Below are 21,946 nucleotides of genomic sequence, written 5' to 3' on the forward strand. Positions count from 1 at the left end.
AAGCGGTCTTTTTGTGGGCCCCAAATGACGTTCCGCCACCGACGCAGATTTGCATGGCGACATGGTGCAGAGCGGTTAGAGTGGAGAACAGAGCGAAAAGGGAGGCCGATCATGTGGCGTGCTGCGAAAGTGACCCCGGAGAGCCCTGGCTATGCCGAAAACCGCGAGGCGATGCTGCGGGCGGTGGCAGAACTCAGGGCGCTGGAGGCGCGCACAGAGGCCAAGTCGGAAGAGCGACGGGCACGGTTTCACGAGCGCGGTCAGATCACACCAAGAGAACGGTTGTCGCGGTTGTTAGATCCGGGGATGCCGTTTCTGCGGCTACATTCGATGACGGGGTTTCTGGCCGATACGAATGATCCTGAGAAGACAGTGCCGGGGTCGACCTTCATCGGTGGGATCGGTTTTGTCGAAGGCGTTCGGGCGATGATCGTGGTGGATGACAGTGGGATCAATGCGGGTGCCTTGGGGCCACAGGCGCTGAAGGCGATGATCTCGATGCAGGAGATCGCGTTGCGCCAGAAGCTGCCATTCATTCACCTGGTGGAAAGCGCCGGGGCGAACCTGATGAACTACAAGGTCGATGATTGGGCACTTGGCGGGGCAGTGTTTCGCAATCTGGCGCGCCTGTCTGCTACTGGATTGCCGGTGATTGCGGTGCTGCATGGGCCGTCAACCGCCGGAGGGGCCTATATGCCCGGCCTGTCGGATTACGTGATTGGCGTGAAAAATACCGGCATGGCGGCGTTGGCCGGGGCGGCGCTGGTTTACGCGGCGACGGGGGAGAAGGCGAAAGATGCCGATCTGGGCGGGGCAGAGATGCATGCGTCGGTCTCGGGGTTGGTCGAATACCTGGGCGAGGACGATGTGCACGCGATTGCCATGGCGCGGCAGGTGGTGCGGCGGCTGGATTGGAACAAGGATATGGCACAGGCCAAACCGCGCAGTTTTGCAGAGCCGGAACGGGATCCGGACGAGTTGGCGGGGGTGGTGCCGGAGGATCTGAAGCAACCCTATGACGCGCGCGAGTTGGTGGTGCGGCTGGTGGACGGGTCCGAGTTCGACGAGTTCAAACCGGATTTCGGTCCGGCGACCTTGTGCCTGCAAGCGGCGGTTCATGGGATCACCGTTGGCATTCTGGCAAATAACGGGCCGATTGATCCGGCCGGGGCCAACAAGGCGACGCATTTCATCCAGGCCTGCGAACAAGCGGGCACGCCTTTGATCTTCTTGCAGAACACCACCGGTTACATGGTCGGCACCGAGTATGAACAGGCGGGGATGATCAAGCATGGGTCCAAGATGATCCAGGCGGTCGCGAATGCGACGGTGCCCAAGATCACGCTTTATTGCGGGGCCAGCTTCGGGGCCGGGAATTACGGCATGTGCGGCGTGGCATACGAGCCGGATTTCCTGTTCAGTTGGCCCAATTCGCGGTCCGGTGTGATGGGGGGCGAACAGGCGGCGCGGACCATGAGCACGGTGGCGCGGGCCGGGGCGGCACGTAAGGGCATTGAGGTGGACGAGGACCGGTTGGCCAAGCAGGAAGCCGTGATCCAGGGGATTTTCGATGCGCAGGCCTCGCCGTTTTATACCTCGGGACGGTGTCTGGATCATGGGGTGATTGATCCGCGCGACAGTCGCAAGGTGATTGCATTTTGTTTGCAGACGGTCGGTGAGGCACGTCGGCGGGATGTGCGGGCAAATTCGTTTGGCGTGGCACGGATGTGAGGGGGCGGAGTTGAGCATTTTTCACATAATGAAGAGGCAGGTTGGGTATGGGCTTTGATCGGGTGCTGGTGGCCAACCGGGGCGAGATTGCGTGCCGCGTGATCCGGTCGGCACGGTCGATGGGGCTGTCGACGGTGGCAGTCTATTCGGACGCAGATGTGGGGGCACCGCATGTCGGGATGGCCGATATGGCGGTGCGGATCGGGGCTGCGCCTGCGGGTGAGAGTTATCTGGATGGTGAAGCGGTGCTTAGGGCTGCACAGGAAACCGGCGCGGGGGCAGTGCATCCGGGCTATGGCTTCCTGAGTGAGAATGCAGAGTTCGCGCAGGCGGTGGCCGACGCGGGGATGCTGTTTGTCGGGCCACCTGCGGAGGCCATTGAGGCAATGGGTGACAAGGCGGCGGCCAAGCGGGTGATGGAAGAGGCCGGGATCCCGTGCGTACCGGGCTATCACGGCGCGGAGCAGACGGATAAGCGGTTGGTGGAAGAGGGCGAACGGATCGGGTTTCCGCTGATGGTCAAGGCGGCCGCGGGCGGCGGGGGCAAGGGGATGCGGCTGGTGTCTGACGCTGCCGAGTTGCCGGAGGCGCTGGAGCGGGCACGGTCCGAGGGCAGGGCGGCGTTCGGGTCGGACGCTTTGATCCTTGAGAAGGCCATCGTGAAGGCGCGTCATGTCGAGATCCAAGTCTTTGCCGATGCCCATGGCAGTTGCATCCATCTGGGCGAACGGGATTGCTCGGTTCAGCGGCGGCATCAGAAGGTGATTGAGGAGGCACCTGCGCCGGGGATGAGTGACGCGCTACGCGCCGAGATGGGGGAAGCGGCGGTGAGGGCGGCTGAGGCTGTTGGATACGTCGGGGCGGGAACGGTGGAGTTCCTGCTGGATGACGAGGGCTTCTATTTCCTCGAAATGAACACACGATTGCAGGTGGAGCACCCGGTGACGGAGATGGTTACGGGGCTGGACCTGGTCGAGATGCAGCTTCGCGTGGCGCAGGGCGAGGCGCTGGAGATGACGCAGGCCGATGTGCGGTTCGAAGGGCACGCCATCGAGGCGCGGCTTTATGCAGAGGATGCGGCGAACGGTTTTTTGCCTGCGACTGGTCGAATTGCCCATTGGCAAGCGGGCAAGAGCGAAGGGATTCGCGTGGATGCCGGGATCGAGAGTGGTAGCGAGGTGACACCCTACTACGACCCGATGCTGGCGAAAGTGATCGCATGGGGAGCGGATCGTGAAGAGGCACGGGTGCGGTTGCTTGAGGCGCTGCAAGAGTCGGCTTGTTTGGGAGTGACCACAAATACCGGTTTCTTGTCCGTCGTGTTGCAGGACGCGGCCTTTGTCCAAGGCGGGGTGACCACCGGTTATCTTGACGAAGCATTCGCCGCCGGGGTCGAAGCCGGCGGCATGGCGTCGGAGGAGATCGCAGCCGCAGTCGCGTTGATCCTGTGGCAGGAAGTCAGGGCGGCACGTGCGGTATCGTTGATGGCCGATGATTTGATGATCGGTTTTGCTTCGGACGGGGGGCGTTTCATCCCGGTTGATCTTGACGGCTTTGCGGCTGGGATCAGGGTCGTTGGCCCCAAGGAATGGGTTGTCTGCGGTGATGGCTGGGAGCACGTTGTGCATCTGGAGCGTATCGATGGCGCACGGGCCGGGCTGAGGATTGATGGGCGGCGCAAGGTCGTCTGGTTTGCTGGGGATGGCAAGGGTGGGCTTTACCTGCAATGCGGTGCCGTGGCGCGGCACGTGGAACGACAGGTTCCGGGCGGTGGCAACGTGGATCTGGCGCTGGACGGGGCCGTGATTGCGCCGATGCCGGGGCAGGTTGTGGCGCTGGACGTGGCCGAAGGTGACCGGGTGGAACAGGGCCAAAGGCTGGCCGTGCTGGAAGCAATGAAGATGCAACATCAGCTTGTAGCCGACATGGCGGGCGTGGTTGAAAGCGTCCAGGTCGCGCAAGGCGGGCAGGTCACGGGCGGGCAGGTGATCGTGGTGATTGGAGAGGAAAAGGCATGAGTTTCGAACAGGTTCAGGATTTCCTTGAAGAGAGCGAGGCGCTTTATGCGGTGCTGTGCGATCTGAATGACGAGGCGTTGACGCAGGAGACACAGTTCAAGGGCTGGACCATCGAGGACGTGATCCGGCATTTGCATTTCTGGAACCGGGCGGTTGATTTCGCGGCTCAGGGGGAGGAGGCCTTTTCCGGTCTGCGCAACCGGGTGATGGGTGCGATCAACAAGGGGCAGTCGCTGCGCGTGGTCGAACGCAAGGTGATTCCGGAAAGCGGGCGGGTGCTGCGCGCGACATGGATCGGGTTTGCCCGAGCGGTGGCGAAACGCTGGGAGGGCCAGAACCCCAAGGCAAGGCTGCCTTGGGTCGGGCCTGAAATGTCGGCGCGCTCGGCAATGACGGCGCGGCAGATGGAGACCTGGGCGCATGGATTCGAGGTGTTCGACCTGCTGGGTAAGACACGGCAGGAACATGACCGCATCCGCAACATCGTGGTGTTGGGGGTGAACACGTTTGGCTGGTCGCACAAGGTGCAGGGTCTGAGCGTGCCCGAGGATATGCCGGCGATCAGGCTCGAGGCTCCGTCGGGGGAGATTTGGGAGTATGGCGGGAGTGCCGGGAAGATCGAGGGCAAAGCGGCGGACTTTGCCGCCGTGGTAACGCAGACGCGAGCGTTGGCGGATACCGGGCTGAAGGTTGAGGGCGACGTGGCGCGGCTCTGGATGGAGAACGCGCAGTGTTTTGCCGGGCCGAAGGAGACCCCGCCCGCACCAGGGTCACGGGGGGTGGGCTGAGCGATGGAAAAGGCGATCATTACCTGTGCGCTGAATGGCGTTTTGACCGACCCGAAACAGCATCCGGTGCCGGTGACGCCCGAAGAATGCGGCGCCTCGGCTCGCGAGGCGATGGAGGCGGGCGCTGCGATCATCCACATCCACTATCGCCAGCAGGGCGAGGGCAAGGGCCATCTGCCAAGCTGGGATCCGGTGGTGGCCGGTGAGATCGTCAGTGCCATTCGCGAGGCCTGTCCGGGGATCATCATCAATTCGACGACGGGGGTGCCGGGGCCGGATTATGACGGGCCGCTGAGCGTGTTGCGTGCATTGAAGCCCGAGATCGCAGCCTGCAATGCGGGGTCGCTGAATTACCTGAAGCTGCGGGCAAATGGCGAGTGGGCCTGGCCGCCGATGCTGTTTGATAACATGCCCGGCAAGGTGCAGGATTTCCTGGACGTGATGGCCGAGGGCGGCACGATGCCCGAATTCGAGTGTTTCGATACGGGCGTTGTGCGGTCGGTCGAGATGTACATACGCCATGGTATGGCAAGGCAAGCGCATTACAATCTTGTGATGGGGGTGGCTTCGGGGATGCCGGTGGATGTGAATTTTCTGGAGCTCCTCATGGGGTATCTGATGGAGGGTGCGCGCTGGCAGGCAACGTTGATCGGGCGTTCCGAGATCTGGGACGTGCATCAGCGCGCGGCGGAATTGGGCGGCATGTTGCGCACCGGGGTTGAAGATACGTTTTACTTACCGAACGGTGCCAAGACCCGGTCGAATGGTGAGCTGATTGCGGCGCTGGTGGAGTGTGCCAGAGCGGCGGGGCGCGAGGTGGCGAGTGTTGACGAAGCTCGGACGATGCTGGGGTTGAAATCTGCGTGAGGCGAGTGGCGGGGTGAACCCCGCCCTACGGAGGCTGACATGGGGTGGTTGGAGTTTGCAGTTGCGCTGATCCTGTTCATGGGGTCGCATCGAATCCCGGCAATGGCAGGATTGAAGGATCGGTTGGAAGGCGCGTTGGGGCGGAGGGGTTACGTCATCGTGTTCAGCGTGATTTCGACCGCTCTGTTGTTCTGGGTGATCTTTGCCGCCGGGCGGGCTCCCTATGTTGGATTGTGGGATCAAGCAGGCTGGCATCGGTGGTTTGTGAATGTCGTGATGCCGCTGGTGGTGGCCCTGGCCGCATTCGGGACGAGCGCGGTGAACCCGTTTGCCTTTGAGGGGCGGGCAGAGGGGTTTGATCCCCAACAGCCCGGGATTGCCGGGGTGACCCGACAACCGCTTTTGTGGGCGCTGGCGCTGTGGTCTGGGGCGCATCTGCTGGCCAACGGGGATTTGGCGCATGTGATCCTTTTCGGGTTGTTCCTGGGGTTTTCGGTGCTTGGCATGACGATAGTGGAGCGACGGCGGAAGGCCGCGATGGGACGCGCCGAATGGGACGCGGCAACGGTGCGAACGGGGCTTTTCCCCTTTGCCGCGCTGATTGCGGGGCGATGGCGTCCGCTGGGCGGACCGAACCTTGTTCGACTGGTGTTATGTGTCCTTGCTTGGGCCATGATATGGTACCTGCACCAGCCGGTGATCGGGGTTTCTCCGACTCCCTGATCGGATGCTGACAGAATGCTGTCAGCAGGGGTGTGCGAAACAGGGTCAGGTTATGAAAGAAGGAGAAACGACATGACCCGACCTGTTCTTGTGTGGTGTGAAATTCCGGTGACGGATATGGAGAAAGCCTGCAAATTCTACGGCGACGTCTTTGGCTACAAGATGGAGATCGACACCTCGGGGCCGAACCCGATGGCGATCCTGAATGGTGAGATGAATGGCCCGGCGGGGAACCTCTACCCGGGCAAACCTGCGGTTGCCGGGACCGGGCCAACGGTGCATTTGGCGTTGGCGTCCGGCGATACCGTGGAAGAGGCCGCCAAGCGGGTCGAGGCCGGTGGCGGTGCGGTGCCGGGGCCGCTGGTTGAAATGCCGTTCGGGCGCTGGAGCTATGCGGCCGATCCAGATGGCAATTCGATCGGCCTGTTCCAGGCGGCGGGCTAATCCATGAGACGTGCCGACCGTCTGTTCCAGATCGTTCAGTATCTGCGGGGCGGTCGGCTGATTACGGCGCAGACCTTGGCCGAGCGGCTGGAGGTCGGCCAGAGGACGATCTATCGCGACATTGCCGATCTGATCGGTTCGGGCGTGCCGGTGGAGGGTGAGGCGGGCGTCGGATACGTGATGCGGGCTGGATATGATCTTCCGCCTCTGATGTTTACAAATGATGAAGTGGCCGCGCTGGTGGCCGGGGCGCGGCTGATCCAGGCCTGGGGTGGGGCGGCGATGGCAGAGGCGGCGCAGGAAGCCTTGGTCAAGATCGAGGCGGTGCTGCCCGACGAGGCCCGCAACCGAGCCGGAGAGGTGCGGGTGCACGCGTTGCAAGCTCCTGAAATGACGGAAGAATTGCGGGCCACGCTGGACCGCGTGGATGCGATGATCACGGCCCGCGAGAAAGCGCGGATGGCCTATTGTGATGAGGCCAGGGCTGCGACCGTGCGGACGATTCGACCCTTGGGGCTGTTTTTCTGGGGCAAGGTCTGGACCCTGGTGGCGTGGTGCGAATTGCGAAATGATTTCAGGATGTTCCGGATTGACCGGATTGAGGCGCTTGAGGCGGCGGGCGGGTTCCGGGGCGAGCGGGACAAGTCGCTGACGGCGTTCTATGGCAAGATGCGAGGCGAGGGGACAAAGCGCGGAGAGTGTTTGAGTTGAGCCTTCGTAGCTGGACCGTTCCGGCAGGTTAACGGCGAAGATTCGGTGAAAATTAGGGGGCTGGTATCTGTCTGCTATCTGTCGGCTCTCCGTCCCGCGACCGGTGGGCCAAGGATTTGACAAGAGATTGGTTAAGGCAGCGCGCGACGCTATTCGCTACCATCGGGGCGAGCCATTGTCGCTCGGCAGCGAAGTTTGTGCGGAAATGCTTGAAGGCGGCTGGGGAATAGGGCCGGAACTGCGATGCCGTGCCCGCGGCGGGCCGGGTTTTGAGTATTTGCAGAAAGATGAAAAGGCTGGTTCAGGCTTTGGCTTTGGCTTTGGCTTTGCGGCGCAGCTGGCGCAGCATGGCGATGGAGTAGAGCACCAAGGCGGCCCAGATCATTGGAAACGCGATCATGCGGGCGCGGCCGAAGGGCTCGTCGAAGATAAAGACACCGATTAGCATGATCATGGTAGGGGCGATGTATTGCAGGATGCCGATGGTCGAGAGCCGCAGAAGCTTGGCGCCGTTGGCATAGAGCAAGAGCGGCACGGCAGTGACGACGCCGCAACCGAGCAGAAGGGCGACGTCGGGCGTGGTTGAGAAGTGGGATTGGCCGGTGGCGGTCAGCCAGGCGAGATAGGCCAGGGCCGGAGGTGTGAGGATGAGGACTTCGAGCAGGAAGCCCTGGTTCGGGCCGATCGGGAGGGACTTCTTGAAGAAGGCGTAAAACCCCCACGTGAGGGTCAGGGAGAGCGCGGCCCAAGGGACGGCACCGTTGTCGAGGGTCAGGATCACGACGGCAGCAGCGGCGAGCGTGATGGCGGCCCATTGCAGAGGGGCGAGGCGTTCGCGCAACAGGGCCGCGCCGAGAAAGATCGAGAAGAGCGGGTTGATGTAATAGCCAAGCGCAGCGTCGAGCGCCCGGTCCGAAACGATGGCCCAGACGTAGATGCCCCAGTTGAGTGAGACGAGAGCAGCGGTGAGCACGCCCATGGCGAGGGTCTTGGGGGTTCGAAGTGCAGTGCGGATGTCGCCGGTACGGCGCATGAGGATCAGCAGAGCTCCGGCGATGGGCAGGGACCAGAGGATGCGGTGGGTGACGACCTCGGCGGCAGGAATGTGGCTGAGCAGCTTCATGTAGAGCGGCAGGAAGCCCCAGAGGCCGTAGGCCGCGAGTGCGAAAGCAAGGCCTTGGGGTGTGTCGCGGTTCTCGGTCACTTGGGTGGTCTTTCTGGCGGTGGCTGCCCTGCGAGCGTTACGCCAATGGACGAGGCGGCGCCATGAGTATTTTGCCAAGAAAGAGCGCGGAGTGTGGCAGGTTTTCGGACCGAGAACCGGCGTGAAAACAGACCGGGCCTCGGTGTGGCATTGGTTATGCCTTGGTGCGTTCCGATTTCGGGTCATACATCGGGCGCAGCGAGGCGGTCGCGGGAACACGGGTGCCCATGACGTCGATCTCGTAGGTCGAGGCCAGCACGTCGGCGGGTTTTTCGCCGTCGCAGGGGACATAGCCCATGCCGACGGCGCCGCCGAGGGTGTGGCCGTAGTTCCCGGAGCTGAGATAGCCGACGATGTTGCCGTCCCGCACGATCGGCTCGTTGTGGTAGAGCAGCGGTTCGGGATCTTTGAGCAGGAACTGGACCATGCGCATGTGGGGGCCGCTTTCCTTGCGGGCGGCGACCGCAACCTTGCCGATGAAGTCATCCTTGGACATGTCGACGGCAAAGCCGAGACCGGCGTCGATGACGTTGTCTTCGGGGGTGATGTCATGGCCGAAATGGCGGAAGGCCTTTTCGATGCGGCAGCTGTCCATCATGTGCATGCCGCAGAGTTTGAGGCCGAGGTCCTGACCTGCTTCGTGGAGTGTTTCGAAGGCGTGACCGGCCATGTCGGCGGACATGTAGAGTTCCCATCCAAGCTCACCCACGTAAGAGACGCGGTGGGCGCGTGCGAGGCCCATGCCCAGTTCTATCTCCTGCGCGGTGCCGAAGGGGTTGGCGTCGTTGGAGAAGTCATTGGGGGAGACGGCCTGCATCAGTTTGCGGGCGTTTGGGCCCATGACGGCGAGGACGCCTTCGCCCGGCGTTACATCGGTGATGACGGCGCGGGCATCGCCGAGGTGGCGGCGCATCCAGGTTTCATCGGCGAGTCGCGTAGCGGCGGGGGTGACGACGAGGTAGGCGGTTTCGGAGAGGCGGGTGACGGTGACGTCGGCCTCGATCCCGCCGTTCGTGTTCAGGAACTGGGTATACACGATCTTGCCCGCGGGGACGGACATGTTGGCGCCGCAGACCTTGTTAAGGAAGGATTCCGCATCTGGGCCTTCGACGCGGAGCTTGCCGAAGGAGGACATGTCGTACATGCCGACATTTTCACGGATGGCGCGGTGTTCGCGGGCCGCGTTTTCGAACCAGTTCTGGCGTTTCCATGTGTATTGGTATTCGCGGGTCTGACCTTCGTCGGCGAACCAGTTGGCGCGCTCCCACCCGGCGATTTCACCCATGACGGCGCCCTGATCCAGCAGGTGATGATGGAACGGGGTGCGGCGGATGCCGCGGGCGGTGGTCTTTTGACGGTAGGGGTAGTGATCGGCATAGAGCAAGCCGAGCGTTTCCTTGGATCGCTCGAACAGGTAGGTCTTGTTGCCCTGGAAGGGTTGCATGCGCGCGATGTCGACATCGCCGAGATCGAAGGGTTTTTCACCGCTGTCCATCCATTGGCTGAGCGCCATGCCAGCACCGCCTGCGGATTGGATGCCAACCGAGTTGAAGCCTGCGGCGACCCAGACATTGTCCATGCTCGGCGCAAGGCCAAGGTGGTAGGCATCGTCGGGGGTGAAGCTCTCGGGGCCGTTGAAGAAGGTGTGGATCCCGGCGGTGCCGAGCATCGGCATGCGGCTCACGGCCCATTCGAGGATCGGTTCGAAATGGTCGAAATCCTCGGGGAGCTGGTCGAACTCGAAATCCTTGGGGATGCCGTTCATGCCCCAGGGTTTCGAGACCGGCTCGAAGGCACCGAGCATCATCTTGCCTGCGTCTTCCTTGTAGTAGGCACATTCATCCGGGACGCGCAGGACCGGCATCTGGGTCAGACCCTGGATCGGTTCCGAAACGATGTAGAAGTGCTCGCAGGCATGTAGAGGCACGTTGGTGCCGGACATCCGGCCGACCTCGTGACCCCACATCCCGGCACAGTTGACGATCATGTCACAGGCGATGTGGCCGTCGCTGCCGTCTTCGCCTTGCCATGAGACGCCGGTAACGCGGCGGCCTTCTTTGGCGATGTCGGTGACGGCGACGCGTTCCTGGACCACGGCGCCGCGCTGGCGGGCGCCCTTGGCGAGCGCGAGGGCGATGTTGGCCGGGTCGCCCTGACCGTCGAGCGGCAGGTAGACGCCGCCGGTGACGCCGTCGATGTTGAGGTGCTCGTAGCGTTTCTTGACCTCGTCGGGGGAAATCTCTTCGATCTCGACGCCGAAGGCGCGGGCCATACCGGCGGAACGGTAGATCTCTTCCTTGCGTTCCTCGGTCAGGGCAACGGTGATCGAGCCGACGCGCTTGAAGCCGGTGGCGACGCCGGTTTCCGACTCCAGGCTGCCGTAGAGTTCCTGGGAGTATTTCGCCAGCTTGGTCATGTTGGCGGTGGCGCGCAGCTGCGCAATCAGACCGGCGGCGTGCCAGGTGGTGCCGGAGGTGAGTTGTTTGCGTTCCAGCAGCACAACGTCTTTCCAGCCGAGCTTGGTCAGGTGGTAGGCGACGGAACAGCCGACGACGCCGCCACCGATGATGACGACACGGGCATGTGTGGGGAGGTTGGGCATGATCACGGTCTCCTGTAACGGGTCGCGGTGTTGCGAGGGCGGGAGTGGGGGCCAGCCCCCACACCCCCGGGATATTTCTGGCAAAAGGAAGGGGTGGGTTTGTTGGTCAGATTAGAGCGCGGACGCATGTCTGGATGGTCGAAATGCGTCAGGGGATGCGTCATGGGCGGCTGGCCTTCTGTTTGCGCAGGGCCTGCGGGGTGATGCCAAAGAAACCCTTGTAGAGCGACGAGAAGCCGTTGGGGAAGCCGCAGGCGATGCCGATGTCGCCGACGCTGAGCGAGGTGTTCAGCAGCAGGTTGTTGGCGCGGCGCAGGCGCAACTCCTTGTAATAGGCGGCGGGCGAAGGGCCGAGCCGGTCGCGGAACTTGCGTTCGAGCGAGCGGGACGAGACCTTGAGTACGCGGACAAGTTCGTGGATCGGGATCGGGTCCTCGATATTGGCTTGCATGATCTCGATACAATCATCGAGCACCGGGTCACCGGTGGCCGTGGCGGCGGACCTGGAAGATGACCCCGAGAAGGGTTGCATCGTGCCGAAGTCGCGGATGCGTTCGTGCAGCATGATGTCGGCCACGGTCATCAGGGTGGCGGGCGAGACATGTTGCCCTGCCAGGGCAAGCGTCAGGTCGACGGTCGATAGCATCCCGGCGCAGGTGATGATCGGGCCAGCCTCGGTTGCCAGCGCATGGCCGGCCTCGAACGTGCCTGGGCGTTCGCGCAGGGTGGCGATGTTTTCCCAGTGGGTCGAATGGCCGTCCTGATCGGTGTCGCGGATGTAGCGGCTGGCGGCTTCGGCCAACAGGATCACGCGGGTACCGCGTGCGGTGTAGGCGCGGATCGACGCGGGTCGTGCGAGATTGGGTTGGTCGGTGTCAATATTACCGATGAAAACGGCATAGGTTGCGGATGGTTTTTCCGGCAACGGATCGGATGCGACATAGGCCTCGGCGGTGGATGTGACGGGGCCACCGGAGCGGCTGTGATAGCTCCACGAGAAGGGAGGTGTGAGGCTGATCCGGTTGGCGACGCGGATGACATCGACGCAGGAGGACAGTTCGGACAGCACGAACCCGTCTTCGACGATGATGTCGAAATGGGTTTTTTCCGCGGTGGTGTCCGAATGTGTCATGGAACCCTAGACGATGATGTGCCCGGCGGCGCGCAGGCGGTTGGCCAGTTCGATGATATGGTCGGGGCCGACCTCGCAACAGCCGCCAACGATGGTGGCGCCCTGATCGACCCAGGACATGGCGAAATCGGCATAGCCGGAAGGATCGAGATCGCGGCGTTTTTCCAACGCGTCGACGGTGGGGGCGGCCTTGAGGAAACCGTCGGTGATATGGGTGAAGCCGTTGGCATAGGCGCCGAAGGGCAAGCCCATGGGTTTCAGCAGAGGCAGGCCCTGGCTGATGGCTTCGGGGCGCGAGCAGTTGAGCAGGATGGCCTGCGGTTTGAATTGCTCGATAAGGGGGGGGATGTCGGCGAGCGGCTCGCCCGAGCGCAGGCGGGTGCCGTCGTCATCCGACACTGTCAGCGAAAGCCAGACGGGTTTGGTGGCATTGGCACAGCCCATCAGCGCGCCACGGGCCTGGTCGACGGAGCAGGTGGTTTCGATCAGGAAAAGATCTACGCGGGCATCCATCAGCGACACGAGTTCGGCGATCAGCGGTGCGGCCTGATCTGCGGGGGGGCAGGCATCGGCGCGGTAGGAGGCACCCAGCGGGCCGATGGAGGCGGCGATGCGGCCAGAGCTGTGGGCGGCGCGGGCAGCTTCGGATTCGCTGATCGCGAGGTCGACGAGGTTTTCGAACTGGTCGTCAAGGCCAGCGCCGTCGAGGTTCATCCGGTCGCGGTGGATGGCATAGGAATTGGTGGTGGCGATGGTGGCGCCAGCGTTGAAATAATCCTTGTGGACCTCGGTCACGATCCCTGGGTGGTCGATCATCACCCGGGTGGACCAGAGCGGTGTGGGGCGATCACCGGACCGGTTGAGGATTTCCTGGCCGATGGAGCCGTCAAGGAGGGTGATGTCGGTCATGGGGTCACCTTTGGAGAAATGCGGCGCAGCATGGTGCGGATCAGGATGACATGGGCGGGCCAAACAACCAACAGGTAGACGCGGCCAAGCCAGTGATTGAACCAGATGCGGGTGGTGAGGTGGATGTCCTGCCCGTCGCTTTGTGCGGTCAGGGTGAAGGTGAGGTGGCGGTCGCTGAGGCCGGTTTCAAAGCGGGTGTCGCTGTCGTCGACGACCGGCATGGCATCGAGGAATCCGCCCGGGGATGTCAGGGGGTCCGGGGTTTTGGTGTGCAGACCGAAGGGGCGCAAAGCCATGTTGCGAAGGGCCATGGCCGGGCCCATCCAGCGCGGGGCCTGTGCCAGCGCGCGCCGGAATACCGCGCGCGCCGGGTGGCGCGGCGGCGAGACTGGGCCGGAATGGCAATCCTGCCAATCCGGTGCCCGATCTGGGAGGTCGAGCCTCAAGCGCGGATCCTTTCGTTCTGCGGATCCCACAGCGGCTCGTCCGGCTGGACCACGGCCTTGCGGCGTTCGCCGTAGATTTCGACCTCGATCTCGGTGCCGGGCTCGGTCAGGTCGGCGCGCAGCATGCCAAGGGCGATGGATTTGTTGATCCGGTAGCCCCAGCCGCCCGAGGTGGTTTCGCCGACAACCTCGTCACCGTTCCAGAGCGTGGCCATGTAGGGCGCGTCGCAGTCGCCTGCATCGACGGTGAGGGTAACGAAGCGTTTCTTGACGCCCTGTTGCTTCTCGTTTTGCAGGGCGGCCTTGCCGGGAAAGTCCTGCGGTTTGTCGAGACGCACGAAGCGGTCGAGGCCACCTTCGAACAGCGAGTAGTCGGTCGAGAGGTCGCCTTTCCACGCGCGGTAACCTTTTTCGAGGCGCAACGCGTTCAGCGCCCACATGCCGAAGGGTTTGGCCCCACCTGCGAGGACCGCGTCATAGATGGCGGGCAGGTCTTCGTTGTCGGCGTGGACCTCCCAACCCAGTTCACCGGCGAAGGAGACTCGGAGCAGAAGCACCGGTTTACCAGCAACGGTGGCGGTCTGACGGGTGAGCCAGCCAAGCGACAGGTCGGCATCGTCTGAGAGGCTTGCCAGCAACTCGCGGGATTTCGGCCCCGAGATGATCAGGGTGCCGGTGCCGAGGGTATCGTCGGTGAGTTCGAGACCGGTGTCCTTAGGCAGGTTGTGCCTTAGGAGTTCCCAGTCGTGCCATTGTGCGCCTGCGGCGGTGATGAGGGTGAAAAGCTCCTCGTCATGGCGGATGATCGACATCTCGGTCAGGATGCGGCCACGCTCGTCCGGGAAATAGGCGAGGTTCATGCGGCCGGTCTTAGGCAGGGCTCCGGCGATGCGGGTGCGGAGCCATTCTGCAGAGCCTTCGCCACGCAGGGTGAAGCGCGAGAAACCGGGCAGGTCGAGCACGCCGACGCCGTCGCGGACGGCCTCGCATTCTTCCTTGATGCGTTGTTCCCACGGACCGGCGCGGCCCCAGGTTTCCGTGGACTCAAGCGAGGTGTCATCGCCGGGCCCAGCGAACCAGTTGGCGCGTTCCCAGCCGTTGTAGGCGCCCATCTGGCCGCCGAGTTCTTTCACCTTGTCATGCAGCGGCGAGAGCTTCTTGTCGGCGCCAGCGGGCCAGCGTTTCCATGGGAAATGCATGCCGTATTCGTGGCCGTAGATTTCCATGCCCTTGGCGACGCAATAGTCGTGATCGGTGTAATCGGTGTAGCGGCGCGGATCGACCGACCACATGTCCCATTCGGTGTGGCCATCAACAATCCATTCGGCCAGCACCTTGCCTGCGCCGCCGCCCTGGGCAATGCCGAAGGTGAAGGTGTGGGCCTCGAAGGCGTTGGTAACGCCGGGCATCGGGCCAATCAGCGGGTTACCATCGGGGGCATAGGGGATCGGGCCGTTGATGACCGAAGAGACGCCCGAGGTTTGCATCAGCGGCACGCGGTCCATGGCGTCGACGACGATGTCCTCGATCCGGTCGAGGTTTTCCTGCCAGAGTTGGAAACTGAAATCCTCGGGCATGGTGTCGGTGTCGTCGTGCCAATGGGCCTGGCAGTTGGGTTCGTATGGGCCGAGGTTGTAGCCTGCTTTTTCCTGGCGCAGGTAATAGGAGACGTCGACGTCACGGATCAGCGGCAGTTTGCGGCCATTTTCCTTGGTCCAGGCTTCGACCTCGGGGATTTGTTCGGTCAGGAGATACTGGTGCTCCATGACCATTGACGGCACGGTGCGCCCTCCGAAGGGTTTGAACCATTCGCCGATGCGCTGGGCATAGTAGCCTGCGGCGTTGACGACGTAGTCACAGGCGATGTCGCCCTTGTCGGTGTGGACGCTCCAGGTGCCATCGTCATGCTGGGTGACGCCGGTGGCCGGGGTGAAGCGCAGGATTTTCTGGCCCATGTCGCGGGCGCCTTTTGCCAAGGCTTGCGTCAGTTGGGCCGGGTCGATGTCGCCATCGGTGGGATCGTATAGCACGCCCATCAGGTCGTGGACCTCGAGGAAGGGGTAATGCTCCTTGGCCTCTTCCGGGGTCCACATTTCCATCGGGATACCCTGGTATTTGGCCATGGTCATGGCGCGTTCGAACTCTTGCATCCTTTCCTTGGTGTGGGCGAGGCGGATCGAGCCGGTGACGTGGTAGTTCATCGGGTAATCGACTTCGTCGGCGAGACCCGAGTAAAGCTCGGTCGAGTAGCGCTGCATGTTCATGATGCCCCAGGACATGCTGAACGTGGGTACGTTACCGGCGGCGTGCCAGGTCGATCCTGCGGTCAGTTCGTTCTTTTCGAGCAGGACACAGTCGGTCCAGCCTTTTTTGGCCAGGTGATAGAGCGACGAGGCGCCGACAACGCCGCCGCCGATGATGACGACGCGGGCCTTGGTGGGGAAATCGGACATGGTTGGTTTACTCCCAGATGAGACGGGCGGCGAGGCCGCCGAAGATAACTGCGGTGATTTTGTTGAGGGTGCCGGACACGCGGGTCAGCGCGCGGCTGAGCGTTCCGGCGGCGATGCCATAGGCGGAGGTGACGACCATGCCGACCGACGCGAAAAGGATGCCGAGGATCAGGATCTGGTGCCAGATCGGACCGACTGTGGGGGTGGTGAATTGCGGCAGGAAAGCGAGGATGAAGAGCGCCACCTTGGGATTGAGGATATTGGTGAGTAAGCCGCGTTTCAGGGCGGTTGAAAGCGTGGTGGCGGGGCGCTTGCCCGCCGTGACCGGCGGCGCGCGCCACGTGCGGATGGCGAGGAAGGCAAGATACCCCGCGCCCAGCCAGCGGATGGCGTCATAGGCGAGCGGATTTGCCGCGATCAGCGCCGAGAGGCCGAGCGCGGCAAGGACGGTATGGGCCAGCGAGCCCAGAGAGATGCCAGCCGCGGCCGCGATGCCCGCACGTGGGCCGCCGGCGAGGCCGGAAGCGGAGGTGAAGAGCACATCGGCGCCGGGGGTCAGGTTGAGCAGGATACCCGCGCCCATGAAGGCGACGATGGTGGCGGGGTCCATGGAAAGAAGTGTTTCCAGCATGGTTCAATAGTTCTCGAACTGGGGGGCGTCGTCAGCGATGTCGTAATAATCGCCCTTGTCGGCCACGAAGATGTGGCGGCGGAGTTTGAGGCCGGTGGGGGTGTCGAAACTGCCGGTGGCGACCGAGACATGGTCGGCCCCATCGGGCTTGTAGAAGAGAGACGATCCGCAGGTGCCGCAGAAGCCGCGCTGGGCATGATCGGAGGAGCGGTACCATTTCAGGTTGCTGTCGCTGGTGAAGGTCAGGTCGTCATGGGCCACGCTGGTGCCGGACCAGATATGGCCAGAAAGGCGGCGGCACTGGCTGCAATGGCAGGCCGAGGGGTGGGATTGCACCCGGGCCACGGTAAAGGCGACCGATCCGCATTCACAATGTCCTGTAAGCATTGGCGTCCTTTCACTCATGGTTTCTGTGGCAGGCCATCGGCGATGGTGTAGTAATCGCCCTTGTCGGCCGTGAAGATGTGTTTTTCGAGGGCGATACCGGTGGGGTTCGGTAGCGAGCCGAGCGAGAAGCTGATCATGTCCTCGTCATGGGCTTTCCAGAACAGGAACGAGCCGCAGTCCGGGCAGAAGCCGCGCTTTGCGATGTCGGAGGCAGCGAACCATTTGACCGGGCCGGTGATGGTGAGCATGTCGACGGGCACATGGGCCGAGGACCATACGCCACCGGATTGTGCGCGGCATTGGCCGCAATGGCAGAAGGATGCCCCCTGGGGGGTGGCATCAGTTTGGTAGCTGACTGCGCCGCAAAGGCAGGATCCGGAGTGCATGACGTTCCCCTTCAATAGACCGGCGGGGCAATGACCCAGATCGCAACGGTGGGTTCATCGTAGGGGTTGGCCCATTGGTAAGGCTCGCCGCGGAAGCGGAAGCTGTCGCCGGGGCCGACGGTGAATTTACGCTCGCCAATGGTCAGGTCGAGTTGCCCCGAAATAATATAGCCCACTTCCTGGGTTGGGCGTTGGGCCGGGGTTTGCATACGAGAATTGGGCTGGAAGGTGGAATGGACCATTTCGAAATCGTCGGTCAGGTCGGGGGAAAGTAGTTCCTCGAACAGGCCCTCTTCGCCCGAGCCCATGGGGCGGCGGGCACCGGCGCGTACCACGTAACCCTGTTCGATCGCAGGAGCGGCGGAATGTCCGAAGAGCATGGACATTGGTACATCAAGGGCGGCTGCAATCTGGCGCAGGTCGGAAATTGACGGCTCGGACATGTCGCGTTCGACCTGGGAAAGCCAGCCGACCGAGCGGTTCAACGTCTCGGCCATGTCCGCGAGCGTGAGCGTGCGCGATTTGCGCAGGGCGCGGATATCGGCCCCGAGGGTGGCGGCAATTGGAGGGTCGTGGCGCATGGGCTGTCCGTGAAAAAATGCGTTTGAATTTCACGGTGCCTGATTCGCGTGAAAATTCAAAGCGTTTTTTCATGGCCGGAAGATCTTGTCTCCGTGTCGGGTTTGGGTTGGAGTGCGGCATTGCTTGTGGAGGTATGGATGCTAAATGCCGTTTTCTGGTTGGTGGGCCTGTTTGTGGCGGTGAATGTCATCACGGTTGCGTTGTTTTGGCATGACAAGCGCCGGGCACAGAAACAGGGGTGGCGGGTTCAGGAAATGACGCTTCATGTCTGGACGTTGCTTGGAGGAACACCGGCAGCGTTCTGGGCCAGCCAACGGTTTCGTCACAAGACACGCAAGCAGCCGTTCAGAAGGATTCAGCAGGGTATTGCCCTGCTTCAGCTGGTGGTGGTCGGGCTTTGCCTGTGGCAGGGGGCGGCGGTTCCGCAGGTGTTGGAGAGCTTGGGGGAGATGCTGCCGCGGGTGATCGGGTAGTCATCCGGACTGGTTGCGTGTGTTGAAGGGAAAAGTGTGGGGGCCAGCCGCCACACCCCGGGATATTTCCGGTCAGATGAAGGAGAGGGCGTGTTTCTCTATCTGGCCAGGGTGGTTTTCAGCCATTGGGCGGCTTGGTCCAGCGCAACGCGGCCCTGGGGGATGACCCGAGTCAGGGAGACGAAGGCGTGGATCTGGCCGGGATATGTATGCAGGGTAACTTGAACGCCAGCCTCTTCGAGGGATCTGGCATAGGAGAGGGCATCATCCCACAGCGGATCGTGCCCACCGGCGATGATCAGGGCCGGGGGTTGGCCGGCGTGGTGTGGGGAAAGGAGCGTTGAGAAGCGGGGGTCGGTGCGGTCATGACCTTTTGGCAAGTAGAGCGAAAGATACCAATCGATCCGGCTGGCGGGGAGGAGCGGTTGGTGGGCAAGATCCTGCATGGATTGCGAGGTGAGACGCCCGTCGGTGCCGGGATAGATCAACAGTTGGGCGGCGGGCATGGGCAGGTCCGACGTGGCCAGATCATGCATCAGCGAGCCAGTGAGGTTACCGCCTGCGCTGTCGCCACCGATGGCAAGTTGGGTGGGCGTGATGTTGAGGTTGCCTGCGCCTTTCAGCAGGGCACGGTAACATGTGAGGATGTCGTCAGGGGCGGCGGGGAACTTGTGCTCGGGCGCGAGGCGATAATCAAAAGAGATGACACGCACCCCGGAAAGGTTGGCCAGCGCGCCGCAGAGCCCGTCGTGGCTGTCGATGCTGCCTTGGACCCAGCCGCCGCCGTGGAGATAAAGCAGGGTGGGCTGGGCCGCGAAAGGATCACGGTCTGACCGGGTGTAGATGCGGGCCGGGCGCTCGCTTGTGGCGCCGGGCAGGGTGATGTTGGTTTTCGTCACCGAAGGTGGGCAGGGGCGTTCGAACTTTGCAGCCATGGCGGCAAGCTGGGCGCGGCTTTCTTCCAGGGTTGGCGGGTTTTCGGGATCGCGCAGGAGGTCAACCAGATCGGTGGCGGCCTGGGCTTTGGGGTCGATCCGGCGACCTGCTACGCTGGGCAGGCGACCAAGGTAGAGCAAGCGGACCAGCGGTTCGGGCAGGAAGACCCGGATCAGCGCCCAGATGATTTTGAGTTTGTGCATGTGCTTCCCCACAGGTCCCAGTCGGGATGGTAGGTGGAATTAGACCGAGGGCAAATGAAAAACAGTCGGGCGAAGGGCAGGCCTTTTGTCGGAAGTGTTGCCATTTCAAAGGTCAGATACGCGGGCAAATGTACTTTCGCTGCGAATGCACGGAATTCCGCAGTGAGCGTGCCAGCGGAATTTGAAAAATTCCAATGCGCGGATAAGGCTGATTGGCATGCCAGACACGCATGCACCTGCCGGTCGCCGTCCGAGGAACGAAGCGACGCTGAAGCACACCGATCTTCTTGGCGGTTTCGATTATCTTCGGGCAGATTATACCGAGCAGACGTTTCCTCGGCACTCTCATGAGGAGTATTTGGTTGGTGTCATCGAGGATGGTGTTCACGATGTCTGGTGCAAGGGCGAATGGTGGCATGCCTCAAAAAATGTCGTGGCAACCTTTTCACCTGATGAAGCCCATCATGGTGGTCTGGGTGATACGGATGCGTGGCGCCAAACCATTTTCTATTTCCCGCGGGAGATTGTGAGCGTGGCAATGGATTGCGCGGACAGCACCTATTCCTTTCACCAGCCCTTCAAACATTCGCCCGAGACCGCCGCGCGGCTTCTCAAGCTACGAAGGTTGCTGGAAAGCGGTTCAGACCGGCTCTTGCTAGAACAAGAGGTGTTGCAGTCGGTCGGGCAGGTTTTTGAAACCATGTCTAATGCAGTGGACGAGGAAAAGGCCACCGGCGAGAACGAGTTGGCCGAAGTTCGGACCTTCATCCACGACAATATCCAAGGCGCCTTCGACATATCAACGCTGGCCGACTTGTCAGGCTTCACGAAACGCCAGTTCATGTCCCGCTTCCAGAAGAAGTTTCACATGGCCCCGTATCAGTATGTGATGCAGGCACGCGTGCGCAGGGCAAGAGATATGCTACAGAAAGGTTCCAGCATCGCTGATGCGGTGTTCCAGGCGGGATTTTCCGACCAAAGCCACCTGACGCGAAATTTCCGCGCCATCTACGGTGTCACGCCAGCGCGCTACATTCGGCAAGCGACGTAAAATCGTTCTATATTCCTGCCTCGCTCGCCCTTAAGTCATGGAAGGCGAGGAAAGGAGACGACAATGAAACACAGCTTTCTGGACGATTACAGTGAAGGGGCTCATCCCAAAATTCTGGCGGCTCTGTCCGAGACCAACATGGTTCAGCAGACAGCCTATGGCGATGATGCTTACTCTCAGGAAGCCAGGGACATGCTTCGTCAGCACATGGGCAAGGTCAATCCGGACATTTGGTTCGTCGCCAGCGGGACTCTTGCCAATATCCTTGCCATTTCAAGCGCCCTCAAGTCGCATGAGGCTGTGATTGCGCCTGCATCCGGCCACATCGTCGTGCGGGAAACCGGTGCCATCGAGGCGACAGGCCACAAGATCATTACGGTTCCACCGGTCCAAGGCAAACTAACTCCTGACAGCATCGAGGCGGCTCTCGACGCAAACGCGCATTTCCCACACATGGCCAAGCCGCGTCTTGTCTACATTTCGAATGCGACCGAAGTGGGTACGCTTTACACCAAGGCCGAACTTAAAGCGATTTCGAAACTGAGCCGGGAACGTGGTTTGCTGTTACTGCTTGACGGCGCGCGATTGGGGGCAGCCTTGTCCGCCACAAAGAACGACGTGACATTCAAGGATATTGCCGAGCTCGTAGACATCTTTTGGGTCGGTGGTACCAAGGTGGGTGCGTTGCTGGGCGAAGCCATCGTCATTCCGAACCCTCAACTGCGTGAGGATTTTGCATTCCACATCAAACAGCGAGGCGCCCTGCTGGCGAAAGGCCGAATTTTGGGTCTCCAGTTCCGGGAACTGTTCCGTGATCGGCTCTATTTCGATCTCGCATGTCACGCCAATTCCATGGCGGCACAACTATCGCAGGGGATCACCGAAGCCGGTTATGGATTTTTCGCCGAAACCGAGACCAACCAACTGTTTCCGATCCTTCCGAACGCCCTTATTGCTCGGCTCAAGAAGCGGTTCGACTTCTATGTCTGGGAACCTTGGGATGCTGAGAACTCGGTAACACGGCTGGTCACATCATGGGCCACCACGAAAGAACACGTGGACGCGTTCCTTGCAGAGGTCAGCAGTTTGGATCGAAAGGCCGTGTAGGTCTGGGGGCGCCGACAGAAAACAATGTTTGCCATTGATGCGGCGGCACCCATTTCAACAAGCTGCAGTAATGTTCAAAAAGGGCTCAAACCGGTTGTTGCGGTGTTGCCGATCGATTCCGCACGCACGCACAATCGGCAACACTTCTGGCAAGAGGCCTAG

Annotated in this window: 21 protein-coding genes; 10 read left to right on the forward strand and 11 right to left on the reverse strand. The window is 62.0% G+C overall.

Annotated features, from left to right (window positions below):
* Positions 1–111 precede the first annotated feature (111 nt).
* The 7 genes from RXV86_RS17725 to RXV86_RS17755 all read left to right on the forward strand — a co-directional run bounded on the left by RXV86_RS17725 (position 112) and on the right by RXV86_RS17755 (position 7,282).
* A complete protein-coding gene (locus tag RXV86_RS17725; RefSeq protein ID WP_316301610.1) occupies positions 112–1,731 on the forward strand; it encodes a carboxyl transferase domain-containing protein in 1,620 nt (539 codons plus the stop codon).
* A 47-nt stretch (positions 1,732–1,778) separates the two neighbouring features.
* On the forward strand, positions 1,779–3,749 hold the full coding sequence (locus tag RXV86_RS17730; protein WP_316301611.1) for an acetyl-CoA carboxylase biotin carboxylase subunit: 1,971 nt from the start codon (positions 1,779–1,781) through the stop codon (positions 3,747–3,749).
* Positions 3,746–4,537 carry a TIGR03084 family metal-binding protein gene (locus RXV86_RS17735; RefSeq protein ID WP_316301612.1) on the forward strand — a complete coding sequence of 264 codons (792 nt, stop codon included), beginning with the start codon at positions 3,746–3,748 and terminating at the stop codon, positions 4,535–4,537. Before RXV86_RS17730 ends, RXV86_RS17735 begins: the two co-directional genes overlap by 4 nt.
* Before the next feature lie 3 nt (positions 4,538–4,540).
* Positions 4,541–5,404, forward strand: a complete 864-nt coding sequence (locus RXV86_RS17740) for a 3-keto-5-aminohexanoate cleavage protein (RefSeq protein ID WP_316301613.1) — start codon at positions 4,541–4,543, stop codon at positions 5,402–5,404.
* Between the two features lie 39 nt (positions 5,405–5,443).
* Positions 5,444–6,127 (forward strand): NnrU family protein, encoded by a 684-nt coding sequence (locus RXV86_RS17745; protein WP_316301614.1) that lies wholly within the window; start codon positions 5,444–5,446, stop codon positions 6,125–6,127.
* A gap of 72 nt (positions 6,128–6,199) precedes the next feature.
* Positions 6,200–6,571 (forward strand): VOC family protein, encoded by a 372-nt coding sequence (locus tag RXV86_RS17750; RefSeq protein WP_316301615.1) that lies wholly within the window; start codon positions 6,200–6,202, stop codon positions 6,569–6,571.
* A 3-nt stretch (positions 6,572–6,574) separates the two neighbouring features.
* The gene (locus RXV86_RS17755) at positions 6,575–7,282 is read left to right on the forward strand and encodes a YafY family protein (protein WP_316301616.1); all 708 of its coding nucleotides are present in this window, start codon (positions 6,575–6,577) and stop codon (positions 7,280–7,282) included.
* A gap of 301 nt (positions 7,283–7,583) precedes the next feature.
* Here the strand turns inward: RXV86_RS17755 and rarD are convergent, their stop codons facing one another.
* The 10 genes from rarD to RXV86_RS17805 form a co-directional block, all read right to left on the reverse strand.
* On the reverse strand, positions 7,584–8,486 hold the full coding sequence (gene rarD / locus RXV86_RS17760; protein WP_316302294.1) for an EamA family transporter RarD: 903 nt from the start codon (positions 8,484–8,486) through the stop codon (positions 7,584–7,586).
* Between the two features lie 154 nt (positions 8,487–8,640).
* A complete protein-coding gene (locus tag RXV86_RS17765; RefSeq protein WP_316301617.1) occupies positions 8,641–11,088 on the reverse strand; it encodes an FAD-dependent oxidoreductase in 2,448 nt (815 codons plus the stop codon).
* A gap of 160 nt (positions 11,089–11,248) precedes the next feature.
* On the reverse strand, positions 11,249–12,220 hold the full coding sequence (locus tag RXV86_RS17770) for a helix-turn-helix domain-containing protein (protein ID WP_316301618.1): 972 nt from the start codon (positions 12,218–12,220) through the stop codon (positions 11,249–11,251).
* A gap of 6 nt (positions 12,221–12,226) precedes the next feature.
* Positions 12,227–13,129, reverse strand: coding sequence for a homocysteine S-methyltransferase family protein (locus RXV86_RS17775; protein WP_316301619.1), 903 nt, complete (start codon positions 13,127–13,129; stop codon positions 12,227–12,229).
* Entirely contained in the window at positions 13,126–13,575 is a 450-nt protein-coding gene (locus tag RXV86_RS17780; RefSeq protein WP_316301620.1) for a DUF2867 domain-containing protein, read from the reverse strand. Before RXV86_RS17780 ends, RXV86_RS17775 begins: the two co-directional genes overlap by 4 nt.
* Positions 13,572–16,028 (reverse strand): FAD-dependent oxidoreductase, encoded by a 2,457-nt coding sequence (locus tag RXV86_RS17785; protein ID WP_316301621.1) that lies wholly within the window; start codon positions 16,026–16,028, stop codon positions 13,572–13,574. The genes RXV86_RS17780 and RXV86_RS17785 overlap by 4 nt, the downstream gene beginning before the upstream one ends.
* Before the next feature lie 7 nt (positions 16,029–16,035).
* Positions 16,036–16,659, reverse strand: coding sequence for a LysE family translocator (locus tag RXV86_RS17790; protein WP_316301622.1), 624 nt, complete (start codon positions 16,657–16,659; stop codon positions 16,036–16,038).
* A 3-nt stretch (positions 16,660–16,662) separates the two neighbouring features.
* A complete protein-coding gene (locus tag RXV86_RS17795) occupies positions 16,663–17,046 on the reverse strand; it encodes a GFA family protein (RefSeq protein WP_316301623.1) in 384 nt (127 codons plus the stop codon).
* A gap of 14 nt (positions 17,047–17,060) precedes the next feature.
* Positions 17,061–17,432 (reverse strand): GFA family protein, encoded by a 372-nt coding sequence (locus tag RXV86_RS17800; RefSeq protein ID WP_316301624.1) that lies wholly within the window; start codon positions 17,430–17,432, stop codon positions 17,061–17,063.
* 11 nt (positions 17,433–17,443) lie between these two features.
* Complete coding sequence (locus RXV86_RS17805; protein ID WP_316301625.1) at positions 17,444–18,013, reverse strand: XRE family transcriptional regulator; 570 nt, start codon at positions 18,011–18,013, stop codon at positions 17,444–17,446.
* Between the two features lie 138 nt (positions 18,014–18,151).
* On the opposite strand from RXV86_RS17805, the gene RXV86_RS17810 reads away from it, so the two are divergent.
* On the forward strand, positions 18,152–18,487 hold the full coding sequence (locus RXV86_RS17810; protein WP_316301626.1) for a DUF1294 domain-containing protein: 336 nt from the start codon (positions 18,152–18,154) through the stop codon (positions 18,485–18,487).
* 98 nt (positions 18,488–18,585) lie between these two features.
* Here the strand turns inward: RXV86_RS17810 and RXV86_RS17815 are convergent, their stop codons facing one another.
* Positions 18,586–19,626, reverse strand: a complete 1,041-nt coding sequence (locus RXV86_RS17815; RefSeq protein ID WP_316301627.1) for an alpha/beta hydrolase — start codon at positions 19,624–19,626, stop codon at positions 18,586–18,588.
* Positions 19,627–19,843: 217 nt separating this feature from the next.
* Here RXV86_RS17815 and RXV86_RS17820 point away from each other — a divergent pair, with 217 nt between their 5' ends.
* Together RXV86_RS17820 and RXV86_RS17825 are read left to right on the forward strand one after the other, a co-directional pair.
* Positions 19,844–20,677 (forward strand): AraC family transcriptional regulator, encoded by an 834-nt coding sequence (locus tag RXV86_RS17820; RefSeq protein WP_316301628.1) that lies wholly within the window; start codon positions 19,844–19,846, stop codon positions 20,675–20,677.
* 63 nt (positions 20,678–20,740) lie between these two features.
* The gene (locus tag RXV86_RS17825) at positions 20,741–21,784 is read left to right on the forward strand and encodes an aminotransferase class I/II-fold pyridoxal phosphate-dependent enzyme (RefSeq protein WP_316301629.1); all 1,044 of its coding nucleotides are present in this window, start codon (positions 20,741–20,743) and stop codon (positions 21,782–21,784) included.
* Positions 21,785–21,946 lie beyond the last annotated feature (162 nt).

Origin of the sequence: Aliisedimentitalea sp. MJ-SS2 (assembly GCF_032586155.1) — a bacterium.
Taxonomy (GTDB): Bacteria; Pseudomonadota; Alphaproteobacteria; order Rhodobacterales; family Rhodobacteraceae; genus JAWHTC01.